The organism is Desulfosediminicola ganghwensis (assembly GCF_005116675.2).
Taxonomy (GTDB): Bacteria; Desulfobacterota; Desulfobulbia; order Desulfobulbales; family Desulfocapsaceae; genus Desulfopila; species Desulfopila ganghwensis.
The window spans coordinates 1,692,992-1,710,733 of record NZ_CP050699.1 but is presented as its reverse complement, the minus strand read 5'-3'; the positions used below and the strand labels follow the sequence as shown (position 1 = coordinate 1,710,733).

Below are 17,742 nucleotides of genomic sequence, written 5' to 3'. Positions count from 1 at the left end.
TGACAAACCAACTAAATGCAGTTGTACGATATCGTAGTACACAACATGTAAGGTTAGGCACATCTAACGAATATTGGAGTTGCGTAATATACCCATACTCCTATATCACGGATATTTACGTATTATAGGAACTCCCAGGAGTTGCCTGATTAACGCTTGCAACTTGAAAATCAATCGCCTACTATGCAATAAAAATGTGACATTTTAGCAAGATAAGCAGTTTGTCGCACAATTTGAAAAGAAATATACCACAACGGGTAGCTACCCGTTGTGGTAGTCGTATTCATTGAAAATGAGGAAGAAATCCCCAAAAAGGGAGTAGTCCTATATTACACGTTATGTAAATGAATGTATTTTATGCTGTACTTAGAGTATTGGAAATGTGTATAAAATAAAATTACGGATAATCTAATATTAATTATATGATTCTCATTATTAAATATATTGCATTTCTGATAATTCTTTACCCTGTAGTGGTAATAATGACATTGATTAGCGAAGTTGCATATGGAAAAAGAACAATTTCTGAAATTAAAGATAATGCAAAATCATTAATTAAGAGAACCACGGCAATATATATATTACTTGTTGTGTCTTCAATTATATATGTTATTTGGAAATATGAATGATGAAATACACAACCATCATATTGCTAGCCATAGCCATAGCATTAAGCGTTGGGGTTGTAATCGAAAATGTAGGAGTAAATTTCTTCTTTATTGCTATTGTAGTTGCTCCATTAATAATCCCAGCAGTATGTAGCGCATTGAAGTTGTATGGAGGTCTTGCAAGTGATCTTGTAGGCCAGGTAGGGGTAGTTGTGGCGTTCGTTACCGTACCAATATACTATTATTTCGCATATTTCAAGGTTCCAGATAAATACGATGGAATTATATATTTCTTTGTTCCGTTAGTGCAAATTACGTCATTGGCAGCACTGGTTGTTATAGTGAAAATAATAAAAAAATACACATAACCAGCCGTTTCAAGGGACGCGCAAAAGGCGCGCGCCCCTGAACTTCACGTTGAACCTGTAGAAAAAGGTGTTGGTCATAGCAAAATCAGGCATTTAGAGTTATATTTGGCTTCATTCGATGGTAATCAACCCCTTAACCCTGCCGAAAGTCGGAAGCCATGGCCAAATACAAGCCGTATTCATACGCTCAGGGGATGTTCATACCAGTATTCTTCAATGAGCAGATACAAAAAGGGACTTTCGAGTACACCCTGAACTATCTGGTCGATCACGAACTCGACCTTTCCATCTTTGATGCCAGGTTCACCAACGACGAAACTGGTGCCCCAGCCTATGACCCACGGATTTTGCTGAAGATTATCCTGTTTGCCTATTCACGAGGTATTACTTCTAGTCGTGCAATTTCCGAGTGCTGTGAGAAATACATCCTTTTCATGGCCCTTTCAGCCAATACCAGACCCCACTTCACAACAATTGCCAGTTTCGTCTCCAGTATGGACAAAGAGGTTGTCTCTCTCTTTCTTCAAGTACTGCTGATCTGTGACCAGCAGAACCTTATTGGCCGAGAGATGTTTGCTATTGATGGCTGCAAACTCCCAAGCAATGCCTCTAAGGAATGGAGTGGCACCAAAGCCGATTTGACCAAAAAGGTTGAAAAGATAGAGCGAGCTCTGCACAGAATGATCATCCGTCACAAGTCCATGGATCTTGAGAAGATAGAGCCGGAAGTTCGGGATCATGAAGAGAAATATAAGAAGAAACTACAAAAAAGTGCTGCCAAGATAAGGGATTGGCTGAAAGACCATGATGACCGACGTGGCAGTGGCGGCAAACCGGTTAAATCAAACATTACCGATAATGACTCTGCCAAGATGGCCACATCGAAAGGGGTAATACAGGGGTATGTCGGTGTTGCCTCAGTGGACAAGAAGCACCAAGTCATTGTTGGAGCAGAAGCCTATGGGCAGGGCAGTGAGTCCAATCTCCTTGTACCTTCGCTGAAGTCGATACAGTCTAACTTGGAACAGATAGGCGACCAAGATGTATTTGGTAAGGCCAAAGTTGTAGCGGATAGCGGTTATCATTCCGAGAAGAATCTCGAGTACCTCTATACAGAGAATATAGATGGGTATGTTGCGGATACTCGTTTCCGCAAACGAGATCCTCGCTTTGCCACAGCGGAGCGCTATAAAGATCTCCCCGCTTATCACTTTGCGACCAGGGCCGGTGGAAAGCGACTCTTTCGGCCTGAACATTTTACTTTCGCTGATGATTTGAGCCACGCTATTTGTCCGGCCGGCAAGAAACTCTACCGCAATGGCTGCAACGCCAAGGTGAAAGATTATCAGGCCTACAAGTTCAAAGGAGCTAAGCGAGACTGCCTCCCATGTCAATTGCGACGTGAGTGTTTACGCAAGCCAGAGAAAACCGAGGCCCGCCAGCTAGCTTACTTTCCGGGGAAAAAGCGTAACGGTAATGAGCGATTCACAGAGAAGATGAAACGAAAGATTGATTCAACCATTGGTCGAGCAATCTATGGCATGCGACTCGCTGTTGGTGAGCCACCCTTTGGCCATATACGGTCAACCATGAAACTTGATCGATTCAGTCTTCGAGGAAAACGAAAAGTGAATGCGCAGTGGAACCTGTTCTGCATGGTCCATAACCTGAAAAAGATCCACTCGTATGGAGCGGTAGTAGGCAGCTGACAGGTAGATCGTAGAGGAGAATAGTCCCAAGAAGGTTCACAAATGGACTGAGGGCAAATAGAGCAGGGTAAAGAACAAGTGGAATCGAAATAGGCGGCTAGGAAAGTAGATTTTTGGAACCCTCCTGAAATCGGTTGAGGGAATCTTCGGGATTTTGAACTGCATTTTTCTACAGGCTCGTTATGTTTGACAAAAATATTATCTGATTACCCCTCATCCTCAGCAAACTTTAAAATACGCTGAGGCATTGGCTTAGTAACTGTGGAATATCGAATAAGTGAGCCGACCATGGCTCCCATATAAAAACGGTTGTTGAAACGAAAACAGAATTCAGCCAAATACCTTGGCAAATGCTTTGAACTCACAGCATGATATGTACCATGTATGGCCCTTTTGACATTGCCGATCATGGTGTTGATCCAATGGAAAATCTTGTTGTCGGGATTGTGATAAATTTCACTTGTATTGATAGCGCCGTGGAAAGCAACGCTGTCAGCAACTCCTCGTAACGGGCCGAACTCATCCGAAATTACAACGCTTTCGTGGTGGATATGCTTCAACGACCACTTGCGAACTTCCTGGGAGGAAAAGGAGTTCACTTTACTCATTCTCATATGAATCGGATGGCCTTTTTCGTTGCGGGCTATGGCAGCAAGAAATGGGGTTTTGCCAGGGGCTCCCCGGCCACGCTTACCACCGGATCTTTTACCACCCCAATATGCGTCATCAAGTTCAACTAGGCCATTGAGGGCAAGACTGTCATCGGCTGCTTTCATAACGTGCTGGAGCTTGTGCTTCATTTTCATAGCAGCATTGATTGAAATACCAAGTAATCGTCGCAGATTGAGCGCTGACATACCCTCTTTCGATTGGGTAACAAAGAAAATCCCGAGGAACCAAGTAGTAAGAGGCAGTTTTGAGGAGGCAAATATAGTGTCGCTTGTAAGTGAGCATTGGAAACGACAGTTGCGACACTGATAGAGATTCCGAGTTAAGATTAGGTAGTGTTTGGTATGACCGCATCTCGGACATTTGTACCCAGTAGGCCAACGAGCATTGAATAGCCTTTCTCGGCACTGCTCTTCAGCGCCATATGTATCGAGAAATCTCTTCAAGCTGAGGCCTTTTTGAAATTGAACTGTATTCTTTGGCATGTCGTTTCTCCCTATGAAGGTTATCCAAGGGATTATGACATGCCAGGGGTATCACAGAGTGACCACCCTCAAGGGGTTTTTAAATGCTGAGCTTTAGGGGTAATCAGAAAATATTAAAGGTATACAATAAATGTTGTTCAAAATTAATGAAATTGGAACAGGGGACCACACTCTAAGTAGTGTTGAGTCAAAAACACTATTTTCGATAGGTCTTAAAGAAAAAGATTTAGAAAATATAATTTACAAAAATATTAACCATGTAATTAGGTCTGCAGATTTAATTACTATAGGCCACTCTAGAAATTGGCAAGAAGAGCCTGATATATTAGCATTAGACGAAGAAGGAAATTTATATATTTTTGAATTAAAAGCATGGGAAAGTAATAAAAACAATTTATTACAAGTAATGCGCTATGCTCAAATGTTTTCGACTTACGATTACGATCGTCTTAATAGACTATGGAAAAAATTCGGGTCAGGAGATCTTGAAGAAGCTCATAAAGATTATTTTGGTGTGAAAACATCAATAAATAGAAAAAGGTTTAACAATAAGCAAGTTTTGATAGTAATGACTAACGGTCTTGACGTTGAGACTAGGGTTGCAATTAAATATTGGCATGGCTTAGGTATTGACATAAGACCTTGGGTCTATAAAGTTTATGAAATCGAAGGTCAAAAATATATTTCTTTCGAGGCTTTTGGCTCAACTGTAGATCCATATGAAGATGTTGTAAGTTCTTATCATCTAGTGAACACTTGTAAAGCTCATGGAAATAAATTCCATGACAATATGATTAGTAAAGAAAGGGCTTCTGCTTACAACAACCCTTGGAAACTTTCTATAATGAACATCAAGAAAGGCGATATCGTTTTTCTGTATGAAAGTCGAAAAGGTATAATCGCATATGGAACCTCAAACAGCCAATATAAAATCGGTGATTGGGATGGTGATGAAGAATATTTTGTTGAATTAGATAATTTTAATAGAGTTAAACCTGCCATAAGGGCTGGTAAGTTAAGAGAAATTGCTGATTACCATGTACCACTTCTAAGAACTTACACAAGCTTGAGGAAAAAGTCAGGTGACGACTTGATTAACCATATAAAATCAAAGGAATAAAGACATAATCGGGTAGCCGGGGGTTTTTCTCCCCCAGCCCCCACAACACCTAGCATGCGGGTCCGCACTAGGCGTTTCCCATAGAACATCGGGCCGTAGCCGGATAAAGTATATCCGCAGCTCTTTGACAGCAAGAAGGCAACAGCTGCGGATAATACCGAAAGTTGGATTGTCTCACATCGCGCCTACCATTGGCGGCCCTGTCGGGTTGAATGCGTGGTTGAGCATATGAGGTCTCTCTTTCTTCTATGGGTTTGGCCCTTCAGCGGGGTGAGTCTTCCAGGCTTTTCTCTTCACCTGGCTCGTTTCCAGTCCCCCATGTGCCTTTTGGGTGACTTCCTTCGCCTACTATGGCCTCTGCTGACTCCTGTCTCATCACAGCCGATGTTACCACCGTCCGCGCTCCTGTTTCCAGACGCTAGAGAGACAGGCCTCCCCGGGTAATTGCGTGAACTTATGATGAGCGATCGCGTCATTTACCGTATCTCCTGATCCTTGGGCTTAAACATGTTGTGCTGCCTTACCCAGAGACTCGGCCTTATATGACATTTCTGTTCGTCGACCCACATCGTTACACTTAGGCTTCCTCCAAACACAACCTCGCGGTTATGCTCTTGCCATCGGTTAGTGTTCCATGTTAAGCATTTAACTTAACACAGGATCACACACAATGGACTTTAACCCTATTAGTTCACGCCCATGCCGGGCGCACACAAAAAGCTGAACAAGGACGCACAGACTGCACGCGCCTGTTAGCTCTACGTTAGCTATTGAAAAAAATATGAATGACACACAATTAACATGGTATATGCAAGAAGTATCAATGCATTCATTAGGTGCCGAAGTTCACTATCATGAAATGATTAATTGCATCGAAAATGAGCAAACTAGACAAACAAGGTTTGTTTGGTTTCACCTAACTTCCTTCCTGGCTCATGCTGGTATGATATCTAAATATATCTCACCAATTAGACCTAACGGCATAAAAAGGGAAAGAATGGCTTTGCTAAAGGAAAAACTTAGTGTTTCAGGTGCATCTGAAGTTCTTACGCGAAATGCTAGAGACAATGCGGAACATTTCGATGAACGCATTGACAATTGGGTACGAGATGACGCAGGTTCAATCATGGAAATCGTTCTAGATTCTAGGTCTGGCTATAATTATTTAATAAGAGATGAAACTCGAATTAAAAGAGTACTCCTACAAGAGGAACTAATATTTATATCGGAAAATCGAGATGGGACAAAGTTCGAACTTGAATTGAAGCCCCTATATGATGAAGTAAAACGAATAGGCCAAAATGCTACTGAATGGCTTGAAAATTCTTCACCTGTACACTTTATATATCCACAATAAAAATATAATTTAGCTAACAAAGCGTTCAAAAAATAACCTTATGGATAACATTGAACAGTTCAGTATATATACGGCTAAAATATTTGAAATTCTTTATCAGAAATTCCCGGTACCTTGTTCTATTGACCGTATGACAATTATTTCAGACTATCTTTGTTTTGATAAAAAAGATGAATTGAAAGAATTAAAAATCAAAAAAGACATGGCTGAGTTGTTAGAACATAGTTACAGCGAGAAATTACGTGAAAAAGATTTTAAAGAGAAAATAGAAAAATCTAAAGAGCAATGGCGAGAAGTGGAAGAAGAAAGGCACAATGATGAACGAGTACAATTAGAGATATATCAAGGAACGATCGAGTTTCTATTGGCTGAAAATCTCATTTCAACCTGTCATCAAGGTGGATATAGGCTGACTTCGAAATCCTTCTCTCACCTAAACAAAAAGTTTAAAGAAGGGAAACTTGAAAATGAAGCCTCCTCTTATATTGGAGCAATTAAAAATATATTCTCAAACACTACTGCAATATCTAAAGATGTTTCAGTCGGTGTTGCAGTGAATATAATACCAAAATTATTAGGAATAAGCTAACAAGGCGTTCACTATCGCTCCACTGCGTTCCGCTGGACTCGCTGAAGCTCGCATGTGCCACGAAGAAAGGAACTCATAACTTTCTGTAACTTTGTGAAAGATGAAGGAGGGCTCTTCGAACTCGGATTGCAGGATTTGGGTTCAAACCACCTACTGCTGCTGTGGTAAAGAGCCATGGTAGTGAGCGAGTAGGGAAAGGCAGAAAGTAAATCTGTCAGGTATGTTTTAGGAAGATGAACGAAAGTGAACCACCGACGAGGTGCCGAAATCAGCGTTGACAGACGTCATCAAAACCAGGGTAACGCGAGCTGATCTGGGATGAGTGTGGAGGCAACCTGTTTACTGCCCACACGGTGACCGGCATAGAGGTGGCATGATCCTAATACAGGCTTTCATAAGGAACGTGGGAACCTGTCGTTCCGATGTTAAGGGAAAAATCCAAGTGGCGGTCCCACAAGGATGAAAGTACTGATGCGGAGCACGGGGGCAGATTACCTCGTAGTAGTGATGAAGTCTCTGTAATGGAGATGGAGCGAAGGGGGTAACATATCTGAATTTGCTTATTGGTCAACTAGCAATAGGAAGAACCTCCTAGCAATGCAAACTTATTCTGAATAGGGGTCATGAAGAGCCGTATGAGGCGAGAGTCTCACGTACGGTTCTGTGAGAGCCTGGGGGTGAGATTCCCCCGGGCGACTCGATCGGTGAACTCAACGTTATCTTAAAACAATCTATAATTGAGTAACTATTCCACAAAATGCAGATTCACGAATGGGAAATATGGCACACATATAGCACTTATATTCAATCCCAATCTATTGATTTAGAAGCTGCAGCATGTAAATTGGTTGAAGCTGAGTTTGTTGAGCTTGCAATGCTCCAAAATGGGCAAACTTTTTGGAAGTCTCAAGATGGGTTTTGTAGGGGATACACAGATGTCAACCATGAGCCATACGGTTCACAGGGTGAAATCAAATTAATCAAATTCCCAGAAGATATTAGTGGTCCAAGTGGTTTTGCATTTGAAGCATGGTATCAAGCAGCCCATTTACGATTTAATGAGTTGAGGGTTATTGGTGGTGAAAGTGACACATTACCTCACCCATACTTAAGAGCATTTTTAGGTCAAATAAATCTAATTTATTCAGAAGAAAATGGTGGCAAAGTTATCTGTTATCCAATTTTGAATATCTATGAAACAGGCATAATCACTTTATCCTTCCGTACGATATCCCCTCAAAGCACTACTAAAATTGAAAATTTAATTTCAGGTGCCGTCAACCTTTTTAAACATTCATTTGAGAAAGTTGAAGTTCCAAGATCATTTTCGAAGCATGCTACTCGTGCATCATATGATTCGTTAGGCCCTTGGAATATTTTTAAAAGACTAGAACATTATTTCTTACAGAAGAAACATGAAGAAGCTGTAGATTTTCTAGCAACCACATATGATGAAGGTGATTTTCAATTTGTACTTAGCCCATTATCTAGTTCAGAAGAGGTTTCTACAAAAGATAGATTGCAGAATGTTGCACTGTCAATATTCCTAACCGCAACTCATATAATTAGTAATCCGAGATACGGTATAAGAAAGATATTATTTGGTCAACGACATATACCCCATGTTGCTTCTTATTGGACAGGCAGACCTCATATTCACATTACTAACTTTTCAAACCAAAAGAAAACAGCTAGTGAAAATGAAAAACATCATGGGTACCACTGGGGTAGTATATTAGCTAGAACTAATATTGCAGATAAAAAAGTGGCATTAAATTATCTAGAAAAAGATCTACGACCATTTGAAGATTATTCTATTTACATTAACCTTTCTGCAAGTTTGTGGGTTTGGTCTAAGAATGGAGTGCTACAACAAAAAGAACATGCTGATCCTAATAATGGGACATCTAATCTATGAAGCACAAGTTATTTCAGAAATGTTAGAGTATGGCAGTATGTTATATTATAGCCTATTAAATGCTATTGAAAAATACACAGAATCCTCTGAAGTACTGAAGGCTCAATCTTCCATTCTAAAATTAGAACATGATATGTATACCGCTAGTCATTTTGGTGAGATAAGAGAATTGCTAAAAAAAGGTTGGGAAGAACTAGGTGTTAATACTGTCAAAGAAAGAATTAAAACCACCCTGGCAATCCGAGAAAATGAAACAAAAATTCACGAGAATAAGCTAACTGCAAAAGTAGGCATTTGCCTCACAACGATCTTTGGGTTAGCAACAGTCCCTTTAGTCGCATCTGAAGTATTAGGGCCAATATGGAAACTTTTAAATCTACCTCAAATTGCCAACGAGTATGCATTTAAAACAACATTGAACTGCATCTCACTTAGTTTAGTGTCATCCATATTAGCAATTGTTTTGGCAAGTATTGAAAAAAAACAAATATCAAATAAATAGATAACAAACGGGTAAACACGGACTCGCTAAAGCTCGCCGGTTACCCTACACGTTACCTGTACAAAAGCAACCTACGTGAGTATAAAAATAGAAAGAAATAAATGGTCAAAATCTAGTCAAAGCTCTACAGGCCATTATGATGAGTGTGCAATCTATTATGAAAATATCGCATACCGCTGTTACAAATGTGAGCAATCAACGAAATATACGTAAGCGACCAATAAACCCCATCTTTTCAGTCCTATAAATTCATGTTCCAGTATGCCTCACCATAACCAAGGAGGTATACATCGTGAACGGCACAATCTCGAAACTACAGCAGAAGCAGGAATACTGGCAAAAACATATCACTGCTTGGCAATCAAGTAATCTGAGTCAGAAAACCTATTGTCAATCGCACGGCATTGCTCTGGCGACATTTGGCTACTGGAAGCGCAAACTAAAAAACCTGAATGATAGGCAGGTTGCGTTTTACCCACTTACTGTACCAGCAACACTTCCAGATAATCCTGTTACGGCTTCTCCTGCTAGCATCGCAGTACATGTCAATCGATTTAAGCTCGAAATTCAGAGTGACTTCTGCGCCGAACAATTGAAAAAAGCTGTGAAGACCCTGGAGCAGCTAACATGATTCCCACTCCAGCAAATGTCCGAGTCTACATTGCTCTCGGGGTTACCGATATGCGCAAGTCAATAAACGGTTTGTCTCTTCTTGTTGAAGATCAGTTTGACCTCGATCTTTTCTCGGGCAGTCTGTTCGCTTTCTGTAATAGGAAAAGGGATATGGTCAAGATCCTTTACTGGTATCAAAATGGTTTTTGCATCTGGCAAAAACGACTTGAGGCAGATGTCTTTCGTTGGCCGGAATCAGAAGAAGAGGTAATTGAAGTCCATGAAACTGCTTTGCAGTGGCTTTTACATGGGCTTGATGTGCAACAGGCTCACATGCAACTTAGCTACAATTCAGTATCATAATATTTATGGAAATATTGCTTGAACTAGCTGTTATGGCAATGTTTATGTGGTATATTGCACACATGAATTTCGATACAGCAAACCTTCCTGATGACCCGGCAGAACTCAAACGACTTCTCGTTGAAACCCAACGTCGTTACGAGCGGGAAACCGAGCTTTTACGAGAGCAGGTTCGTCTACTCTATGCCAAACTGTTTGGCAAAAAAAGTGAAAAAGGAGGAGCCGAAGCAGGCGTGATGCAACTGCCTCTCTTTGACATGCCTGAACCTGAGGTTGAGCCAGTTGCCGAGGTTGTTGAAGTCCCTGAACATACTCGAGCGAAACGAGGCCGCAAGCCGTTACCGGCTAACCTGCCCAGGGTCGAAATCGTACATGACATTCCCGAAGATGATAAAGTCTGCAATTGTGGGGCGGAGCTGGATCGTATAGGTGAGGATATTTCCGAAAAGTTGGATATCGTCCCAGCTATTATACGGGTTGTGCGTCATATTCGCCCTAAATATGCTTGTAAAGCCTGTGAAGGATTGGAGTCTGAAGGGCCAGTGGTGAAAATTGCACCACCGCCAAAGCAGATTATCAGCAAGGGAATTGCTACCGCGGGCTTACTCGCCCATATACTTACTGCAAAATTCTGTGATGCACTGCCATTTTACCGGCAGGAAAGACAATTTTCCCGGCTGGGAGCTGAAATACCCAGGGCAACCATGGCTAATTGGGCAATGAAAGCTGCCGGTGCCTGCACACCACTTCTTGAACTGCTGTGGCGAGAGATTCATTCCGGTCCGTTAATCAATATCGATGAAACCTCGGTTCAGGTTCTGGCTGAACCGGGGCGGTCACCAACAACTAAATCGTATATGTGGATATGTCGCGGTGGTGATCCACATCATCCCGGCCTGATCTATCATTATGCTCCAAGTCGTTCAGCCAAAATTGCAAGGGAGCTGCTTGCGGGATATCGTGGAGCCGTGCAATCAGATGGTTACGCTGGGTACGACTTTCTTGATACGCAACCGAATATTGCCCACGCTGGCTGTTGGGCTCATGTTCGCCGTAAATTTGTTGATGCACAAAAAGGTCGTGGCAAAACCAAAAAGGCGGGCAGCACCGATGTAGCGCTGAACTATATTCGACAAATTTATGCAATTGAAAAAGAGGCAGCTAAACAAGGTCTTGCAGATGAAGACCTGCTTGCCTTGCGTCGAAAAAAGGCTCGGCCGATTCTGGAAGATTTCTTCCTTTGGCTGAGCAAAAAGTCTAGCCAAGTGACACCGAAGAGTTTGCTTGGATCTGCGGTGAATTATACCCTCAACCAGTGGAAACGCTTATTGGTCTACCTCGATATTCCTGAAATGACGCCGGACAATAATGCCGCTGAGAACGCAATACGCCCATTTGTCGTTGGCAGAAAAAACTGGCTGTTTGCAGGAACACAGGAAGGTGCTAAGGCGAGCGCCGTGATCTATAGCCTGGTTGAAACAGCCAAGGCCAATAATTTGGAACCGTATAACTACCTTCGATATCTATTTGAAAAATTACCGTTTGCAGAATCTCGTTCAGAGCTGTTGAAACTTTTGCCGATGAATTTAAAAGCTGACGATCTACGAATAGCTGGAAATGTGAGTGGGGTTTAATTACCGCTTACAAATATACTGCTGAGTATGTGAGCAATCTCTATTGAAAAAACCCTAATCGGACAGCCGAAGGTTTTTCTCCCCCGCCCCCGCAACACCTGGCATGAGGGGTCCGTACCAGGCGTTTCCCAAAGAAAATTCTTACCCCTAGCGAGCTTTTCGTCATTTCTTTGCTGTATTACAGCCAGGGGTTATCAAATTTTCGCGAAGGATCAGAGCATCCAACAGGATGTATTTTGCGTGGCTACCACCTGTACCCACTTTTTTAATGGTGAACGGCACAGAACGCCTCAGTGACCTTCGACCCTATAGTAAAAGCAGGGTGACATTCACGATAAAATACTGTTTAAACGTCCTTGTACCGTCTTGCCTCCCTCGACTCCAGACACCATGGGTATGTTGCCGCCAAACTCCAGCAAGGGAGGTGGTTGATGGCACCAGAGCAAGCAAGGCTTCCTCCGAACAAAGCCCTCAATTGCAAGGCTATGCATCTCATAGAGCGTACCAAGCAAAACCTTATGCAATTGGCGGCACCACCCTGGATCAAAATCATTACTTCAATAAAGAAGGAATAAATAAAGATATGCTGGGAATATATGTTACCAGCAACACCACAATAACATTCGCCAGGAGAAAAGGCAGGATTGCCCGGCTTATCTTCTCCATTGGTGACTCTGATATTATCGAGGCAGCAAACAGACAGCAGCCAACGGGCGGTGTGGCAAGACCGGTAATGAGATTAACGCTCATGAATAAACCGGCATGCAGTGGGTCAATGTTGAGCATGTTAAAGAGAGGCAGCAAGACAGGCGTCACAATCATGATGGCTGGAATGCTGTCCATGAACATCCCGAGCCCAAACAGCATCAGGTTGATCATCAACAGGATCTGCCATTTCGATAATGAACTATCCATCAGCCATTCTGCAAACATCTGAGGGGCCTGCTCGTTGGACAACGCCCAGCCAAAAAGAGCAGCAGCAGCGATAATTATCGAAACGCTGCCAGTCTCAACCGCGGACTCTTTGATTACCGTCAGCAGCCGTCTCACGCTCAGAGTCCGGTAAACAAACATGGCGATGATACCGGCATAAAAGGCAGCCACGACCGCCGCCTCGGTGGGACTGACGATTCCGAGAAGGATCCCGCCGAGAATTATTACCGGCAGCAGGATAGCCAGAGAGGCGTCCCGAACAATTATGCACGCCTCACGAGGAGAAATCGTTTCCTCCCTTCTGGGGAGGTCATTCTTGATGGCATGAATTTTCACCACCGCCATCTGTGAGATTCCGACCAGCAACCCGGGAATAGCGCCGGCAAGAAACATATCCCGAATGGAGACCTGGGCAATGGAGCCATATATGATGAACATGAGGCTCGGGGGAATGATAGGACCCATGGTTGATGAGGCAGCAGTAACTGCGGCACTGAAGCTTCTCGAGTACCCCTTTTTCACCATTGAGGGAATAAGGATAGAACCAATTGCTGTGGTATCTGAAATGGCTGTACCGGTGATACCGCCAAAGAACATGCTGACCACAATATTTGTGTACGCCAGGCTGCCTTTGACTCTCCCGACGATAAGGTCAGCCACCCGGATCAACCGGTCGCTGATTCCCGCCTCGGACATGATTCGACCTGCGAGGATGAAGAAAGGGATGGCCAGCAGGATAAACGAATCGAATGAACGCAGAAGACGAACCACCACAATATTGAGCGGCAGTTCAGCGCCGAAATAGTAGACCAGAGTTGAAGCGAGCAAAGCAAAGGGGATCGGTACCCGTATTGCCATGAGAACAAAAAAACAGATTACCATCAGTGCAATGTACAACATGCTCAACCCTCTTTCCTATCTTTCAATTCAACTAATCGCTGGAATATGAATATCACCATAACCACAGCACACAACGGTACTGCGAGGTACACAACACCCACTGGAAAACCAGTAATAATAGGCGAGTGCACCTGCCACATATTTACAACGTGCTTGGCCCCCATCACCGTCAGGACAGAGCAGAGAAACAGCATCACACCATTATGGACAAGGTCAAAACCAAGCTGCATCTTTCGGGGTACCCACTGGTAAATCACATCAATCTGGGCATGGCTACCCTCCATGTAGGAGACAGCTGCCCCCAGCAGAACAATATGGATGTAGGCATACCGTGTTATGGTGTTGGACCAGGCTACGGGTTGGTCGAAGAAGAACCGAAGGAGAATGCTTGCCCCTAGCACCAGCCCCATTCCAACCAGCAGAACTGAAATGTATGTACAGGTAACGACTTTCGTCACTCGAACAGTCTGGGCCATTACTCCTGCAGTTGTATGAGGTTTTACCTCGATATCTTCCATTTCACCCTCTTTCCTTGGCAACTTTTTCCAGCAAACTCCACCGGGTTCACCGATGAGCAATTCATACCGGCCCTGCCCAAGCCAAAAGTCCTGAGAGGACCAGTATGCTTGCTACATGATATCAACTATTTGATTTCGTATGCTTTTGGCATTCTCGCATCAGGATCAAGAAACTGGATCTGATCGTACCAGGCTTTCCAGTGCGGATTACTCGCAAACCACTTTTCGTAAACTTTCTCAGAAGCCGCTTTAAACGGGGCAGTATCCGGATATGTCACGGTACCGCCTGCAGCTTGTACCTTTTCGATGGCCTCCTGCTCCCGAGCGTATTGCCATGCATCGGTGAGTTCAATCGCATCATTGGCTACGGAGCGTACCAGCTCCTGTTGTTCTCCAGAGAGCTTGGCCCAGGTCTTTGGAGAGATGAAGACGACTTTCTGCGTCCACATCTGACGGAGGATTGCATAATTACTTACCACCTCACTCATCTTGAAGATGTTGTTACAATACACGCCGAGGTCGTCTGCCTCCACCAGGCCAGTCTGCAGGGAAGTGTAGAGTTCACCCCAGTCTGTGGGGGTAACGGTAAACCCGAACTCGCTGTAGATATCCACAAAGAGAGGATTCTGCATACAACGCAGTTTTGTTCCCTTCGCATCCTGGATGCTCTTAATCGGCTTGGTGCTGGCAATGGCAAAACCGTTACAGTCTGAATAGATACCGAGAGCAATCAACCCCGTTGCCTTTTCAAGCTCAGCGAGTATCTCTTTGATAACCCCTGACTGCCTGGCCACTTTATAATGGGCTGGACTTTTGAATAGGTAGGGCAGCTGCAGAAATTGAATATCTTTATAAAATCCTGCAAGGTGTCCGGCTGAGTTGGTATCAACATCGACAGTTCCGGATTTGACGAATTCCATCGCCTCTTCTTCGCTGGTGGTCAGGGTTCCCGGATAAATAGCGACTTTAATCCCACCGTCGGTTCGCTCTTCCAGCAGCTGCTTGAAGGTCTCGGCCAGTAACTGATCAGCATCATAGACGTTGTTCTGATGAGAAAATTTCATTTTTACGGAACCGGCTTCCACGCCAGCTGGGCCAGTCAGCGCGAACATCGACAGGGCCACCAGAGTGCACATGGCCTTCTTGAAATGTTTGACAGGGTACATCATGGTCTTTCCTCCTTTGGGGGATTGATGTGTTGATTGATTGCTACGGCGTCAGCGGCAGCAGCGTTGTATATGCTTTCAAAGGTGTTCGTTAACTCCCTCGAGCCGTGCGAGAATATCTTCCAGTCTATTTCCTGCGGCTTGATGTTCGAGTATTTCCATCGCTTTTTCCGCGACGACACTTCCCGCCTCAACCGCAGGAAGCCCTCCAGCATAGATATTGGTGATCAGCGTGTACTCATATACGATACTGGCGTTGCCGCTGTAGCGTATGGCTTCCGGCAGCGACGAACTGTCGGCAAGCCTGATAGCCAGATAGGCTGAAAGGCTCCTTGATGACAGGGCATCTCCACCTGGGCGTTCCCCGACCAGCAGAATCAGCAGCTGCGGTTTCAGGGCTTCCCCCAATGCCTCGACCAGTTTTACCCGCCCATACGGAACGAGTATGGGCTGCCCCATGGTAAAATCCCGACTGGCCAGACCATCCTGGAGCACAGGCAGCAAATCTGAGATATTATGGTGAACCGCCTCTGCGCTGAGTCCGTCTGTTACGACAATCTGCACGTCCCGGTGCTCTGGGGTAAGCGTTGCAGCAGATTCAGGGCTGAGCCGTGAGCCAAGCTCAGGGTTTTTCAGATGATCGACCTTGGCCACAGCCAAAGTGGACAAGGTTCGAAAGTTGAATGACGCCAATTCGGCAAATCTCAGGTCGCTGTGCACAGCCTCTCGCCCTACAGCCTGGTTAGCCCGGAGAACCCGCTGTACAGCATTGACGGGACGAGGACCTGCGTTGTCGAAACCGGGGGCGTTGGGAAGGGATTCCCGCAATCGCTGAAACTCCGCGTCTGAGGAAATGAACAGCCTGGGATTGCCCCAGTTCGGCCCCCTCGTCACCCTGCCGTCAGGAGTCTGCTCGAAGATCCCCCGGTCAACCGCCCATCGGAGAAATTCTGGGGCAGGATTCCGATTGTAAATCTCCCGCATGGTCTGGTCGTCATGGCCACTGTTCACAAAATGGGCCAGCATGCGATCGGCCCCCAAGTAAACATCCATAAAAAAGTTCGCACCTGCGGCTGTCGCCAGCTGAACGGCCATCTGCTGCCCTTCCAGATGTGACTGTGAGTGCAGGGTATAGCTTGGGCTTATCCCCATGGGCAGACCAAGGATTTTTCCCATAAAATGATCCTGCAGGGTAGATACCATCAACTCGAAATCGTTCAGATGAGTTTCCGGGCCAATAAAGCCTGTAGCATTATTGACCATGAAAGGGTCGTAGCGACGGCAGAGTCCATAACAGAGAGCTTCGCAGGTCGTCATGTCGATACCGTCATGCTTCCGGTAGGTCATCTCACTCCCCTGTCCGGTCTCAAAGTACATGAACTGATCTGCTCTACCCGCAAGAGGACCACGCTCCGCCATAATCGCGTACGCCCGATCCATAAACTCTACGGTGACATCAAACTCCTCGGTAAGTGTTCTCTCCGTTCCCGCAAAGCTCTGGAAGAGGATTTCCACAGGCGCCCCCTGGTCGAGAGCCGCCAGCTGAGTTTTAACATGCCCCAGAACACAGATCTGAGACGGCGCTTCGGTTTCTCGCCGAAGTTTATCCAGGTGATGAAGAATTCTGCTCACGTTATCCACCGAGCCCTCAGAGGGATTCACCCCGATCAGACAGTCTCCCATGCCTAAACTGAGATCTGTATAGACCAAGAGAGAAATTGCATCGAGATCATCCTTGGGGTGATTCGGCTGAAGCCTGAATGAGAGACAGCCCGGCAGACCAATAAGCGTTCGTGCCCTGGTGGGCTTGGAAATTTTCCTGGGGATGAAGACAAGCTCATGCACATCCATTATTTTGGCTAAAGCAGACGCCATAACTGGCGTTAATGCCTTACCCAGCCGCTCAACCTCCGCGCCGCCCGAAGCAAGGAGATGATCTTTCAGTTGGCCTACGGTCATGGTCGCGATCGTGCGAAACAGCTCAAGGTCGATCTCGTATCCGGCACGCATGACACTATCGACCCGTCCGCTGCCATCGGTCAGGGGCGTGTCGTAAATATGTTGCAGGGAAAGACCTGAGAGAATTGAGCGTGCCGCCTCCCTTTCCATTTCATCTTTGGCTGCAAGCCCTGCGGTACGGTCACCCGCCTTGCTGATGTCTGCAGCTCCGAGCAGTTTCTTCAAGCCTTTGAAGTTGAACTGCCGATCGAGGAGGGAGGTTGCATATACCTCATCAGGGCCCGGAGCAGGCACGAATATGTCTTCTAACGATTTAATAATTTTCATAAAAC

General features: G+C 44.8%; 15 protein-coding genes. 10 read left to right on the top strand and 5 right to left on the bottom strand.

Features of this window, described 5'->3' with window-relative positions:
* The first annotated feature begins 625 nt into the window (after window positions 1-625).
* Complete coding sequence (locus FCL45_RS07235; protein WP_136799617.1) at window positions 626-976, top strand: hypothetical protein; 351 nt, start codon at window positions 626-628, stop codon at window positions 974-976.
* A 158-nt stretch (window positions 977-1,134) separates the two neighbouring features.
* Window positions 1,135-2,685 carry a transposase gene (locus FCL45_RS07230; RefSeq protein WP_176360008.1) on the top strand — a complete coding sequence of 517 codons (1,551 nt, stop codon included), beginning with the start codon at window positions 1,135-1,137 and terminating at the stop codon, window positions 2,683-2,685.
* 206 nt (window positions 2,686-2,891) lie between these two features.
* Here FCL45_RS07230 and FCL45_RS07225 read toward each other — a convergent pair whose 3' ends face one another.
* Complete coding sequence (locus FCL45_RS07225) at window positions 2,892-3,839, bottom strand: IS1595 family transposase (protein WP_176360005.1); 948 nt, start codon at window positions 3,837-3,839, stop codon at window positions 2,892-2,894.
* Between the two features lie 130 nt (window positions 3,840-3,969).
* Here FCL45_RS07225 and FCL45_RS07220 point away from each other — a divergent pair, with 130 nt between their 5' ends.
* The 8 genes from FCL45_RS07220 to tnpC all read left to right on the top strand — a co-directional run bounded on the left by FCL45_RS07220 (window position 3,970) and on the right by tnpC (window position 11,934).
* Complete coding sequence (locus FCL45_RS07220; RefSeq protein ID WP_136799993.1) at window positions 3,970-4,959, top strand: PDDEXK family nuclease; 990 nt, start codon at window positions 3,970-3,972, stop codon at window positions 4,957-4,959.
* A 781-nt stretch (window positions 4,960-5,740) separates the two neighbouring features.
* Complete coding sequence (locus FCL45_RS07215; RefSeq protein ID WP_136799994.1) at window positions 5,741-6,316, top strand: hypothetical protein; 576 nt, start codon at window positions 5,741-5,743, stop codon at window positions 6,314-6,316.
* Between the two features lie 40 nt (window positions 6,317-6,356).
* On the top strand, window positions 6,357-6,905 hold the full coding sequence (locus FCL45_RS07210) for a hypothetical protein (protein WP_136799995.1): 549 nt from the start codon (window positions 6,357-6,359) through the stop codon (window positions 6,903-6,905).
* A gap of 757 nt (window positions 6,906-7,662) precedes the next feature.
* The gene (locus FCL45_RS07205) at window positions 7,663-8,823 is read left to right on the top strand and encodes a hypothetical protein (protein WP_136799996.1); all 1,161 of its coding nucleotides are present in this window, start codon (window positions 7,663-7,665) and stop codon (window positions 8,821-8,823) included.
* Window positions 8,804-9,325: a hypothetical protein gene (locus tag FCL45_RS07200; RefSeq protein ID WP_136799997.1), complete on the top strand. Its 522-nt coding sequence runs from the start codon at window positions 8,804-8,806 to the stop codon at window positions 9,323-9,325. Before FCL45_RS07205 ends, FCL45_RS07200 begins: the two co-directional genes overlap by 20 nt.
* A gap of 292 nt (window positions 9,326-9,617) precedes the next feature.
* Window positions 9,618-9,956: an IS66 family insertion sequence element accessory protein TnpA gene (tnpA, locus tag FCL45_RS07195; RefSeq protein WP_136800063.1), complete on the top strand. Its 339-nt coding sequence runs from the start codon at window positions 9,618-9,620 to the stop codon at window positions 9,954-9,956.
* On the top strand, window positions 9,953-10,300 hold the full coding sequence (tnpB, locus tag FCL45_RS07190) for an IS66 family insertion sequence element accessory protein TnpB (protein WP_136800062.1): 348 nt from the start codon (window positions 9,953-9,955) through the stop codon (window positions 10,298-10,300). Before tnpA ends, tnpB begins: the two co-directional genes overlap by 4 nt.
* A 62-nt stretch (window positions 10,301-10,362) precedes the next feature.
* Complete coding sequence (gene tnpC, locus FCL45_RS07185) at window positions 10,363-11,934, top strand: IS66 family transposase (RefSeq protein ID WP_420811227.1); 1,572 nt, start codon at window positions 10,363-10,365, stop codon at window positions 11,932-11,934.
* Window positions 11,935-12,486: 552 nt separating this feature from the next.
* Here tnpC and FCL45_RS07180 read toward each other — a convergent pair.
* From FCL45_RS07180 to eutB, 4 genes are all read right to left on the bottom strand, one after another.
* Window positions 12,487-13,767 (bottom strand): TRAP transporter large permease, encoded by a 1,281-nt coding sequence (locus FCL45_RS07180; protein ID WP_217907688.1) that lies wholly within the window; start codon window positions 13,765-13,767, stop codon window positions 12,487-12,489.
* Window positions 13,768-13,769: 2 nt separating this feature from the next.
* Complete coding sequence (locus tag FCL45_RS07175) at window positions 13,770-14,285, bottom strand: TRAP transporter small permease (protein ID WP_136799006.1); 516 nt, start codon at window positions 14,283-14,285, stop codon at window positions 13,770-13,772.
* A gap of 125 nt (window positions 14,286-14,410) precedes the next feature.
* Window positions 14,411-15,454 carry a TRAP transporter substrate-binding protein gene (locus tag FCL45_RS07170; RefSeq protein ID WP_136799005.1) on the bottom strand — a complete coding sequence of 348 codons (1,044 nt, stop codon included), beginning with the start codon at window positions 15,452-15,454 and terminating at the stop codon, window positions 14,411-14,413.
* Between the two features lie 75 nt (window positions 15,455-15,529).
* Window positions 15,530-17,737, bottom strand: a complete 2,208-nt coding sequence (eutB, locus tag FCL45_RS07165) for an ethanolamine ammonia-lyase subunit EutB (RefSeq protein ID WP_136799004.1) — start codon at window positions 17,735-17,737, stop codon at window positions 15,530-15,532.
* Between the last annotated feature and the right edge of the window lie 5 nt (window positions 17,738-17,742).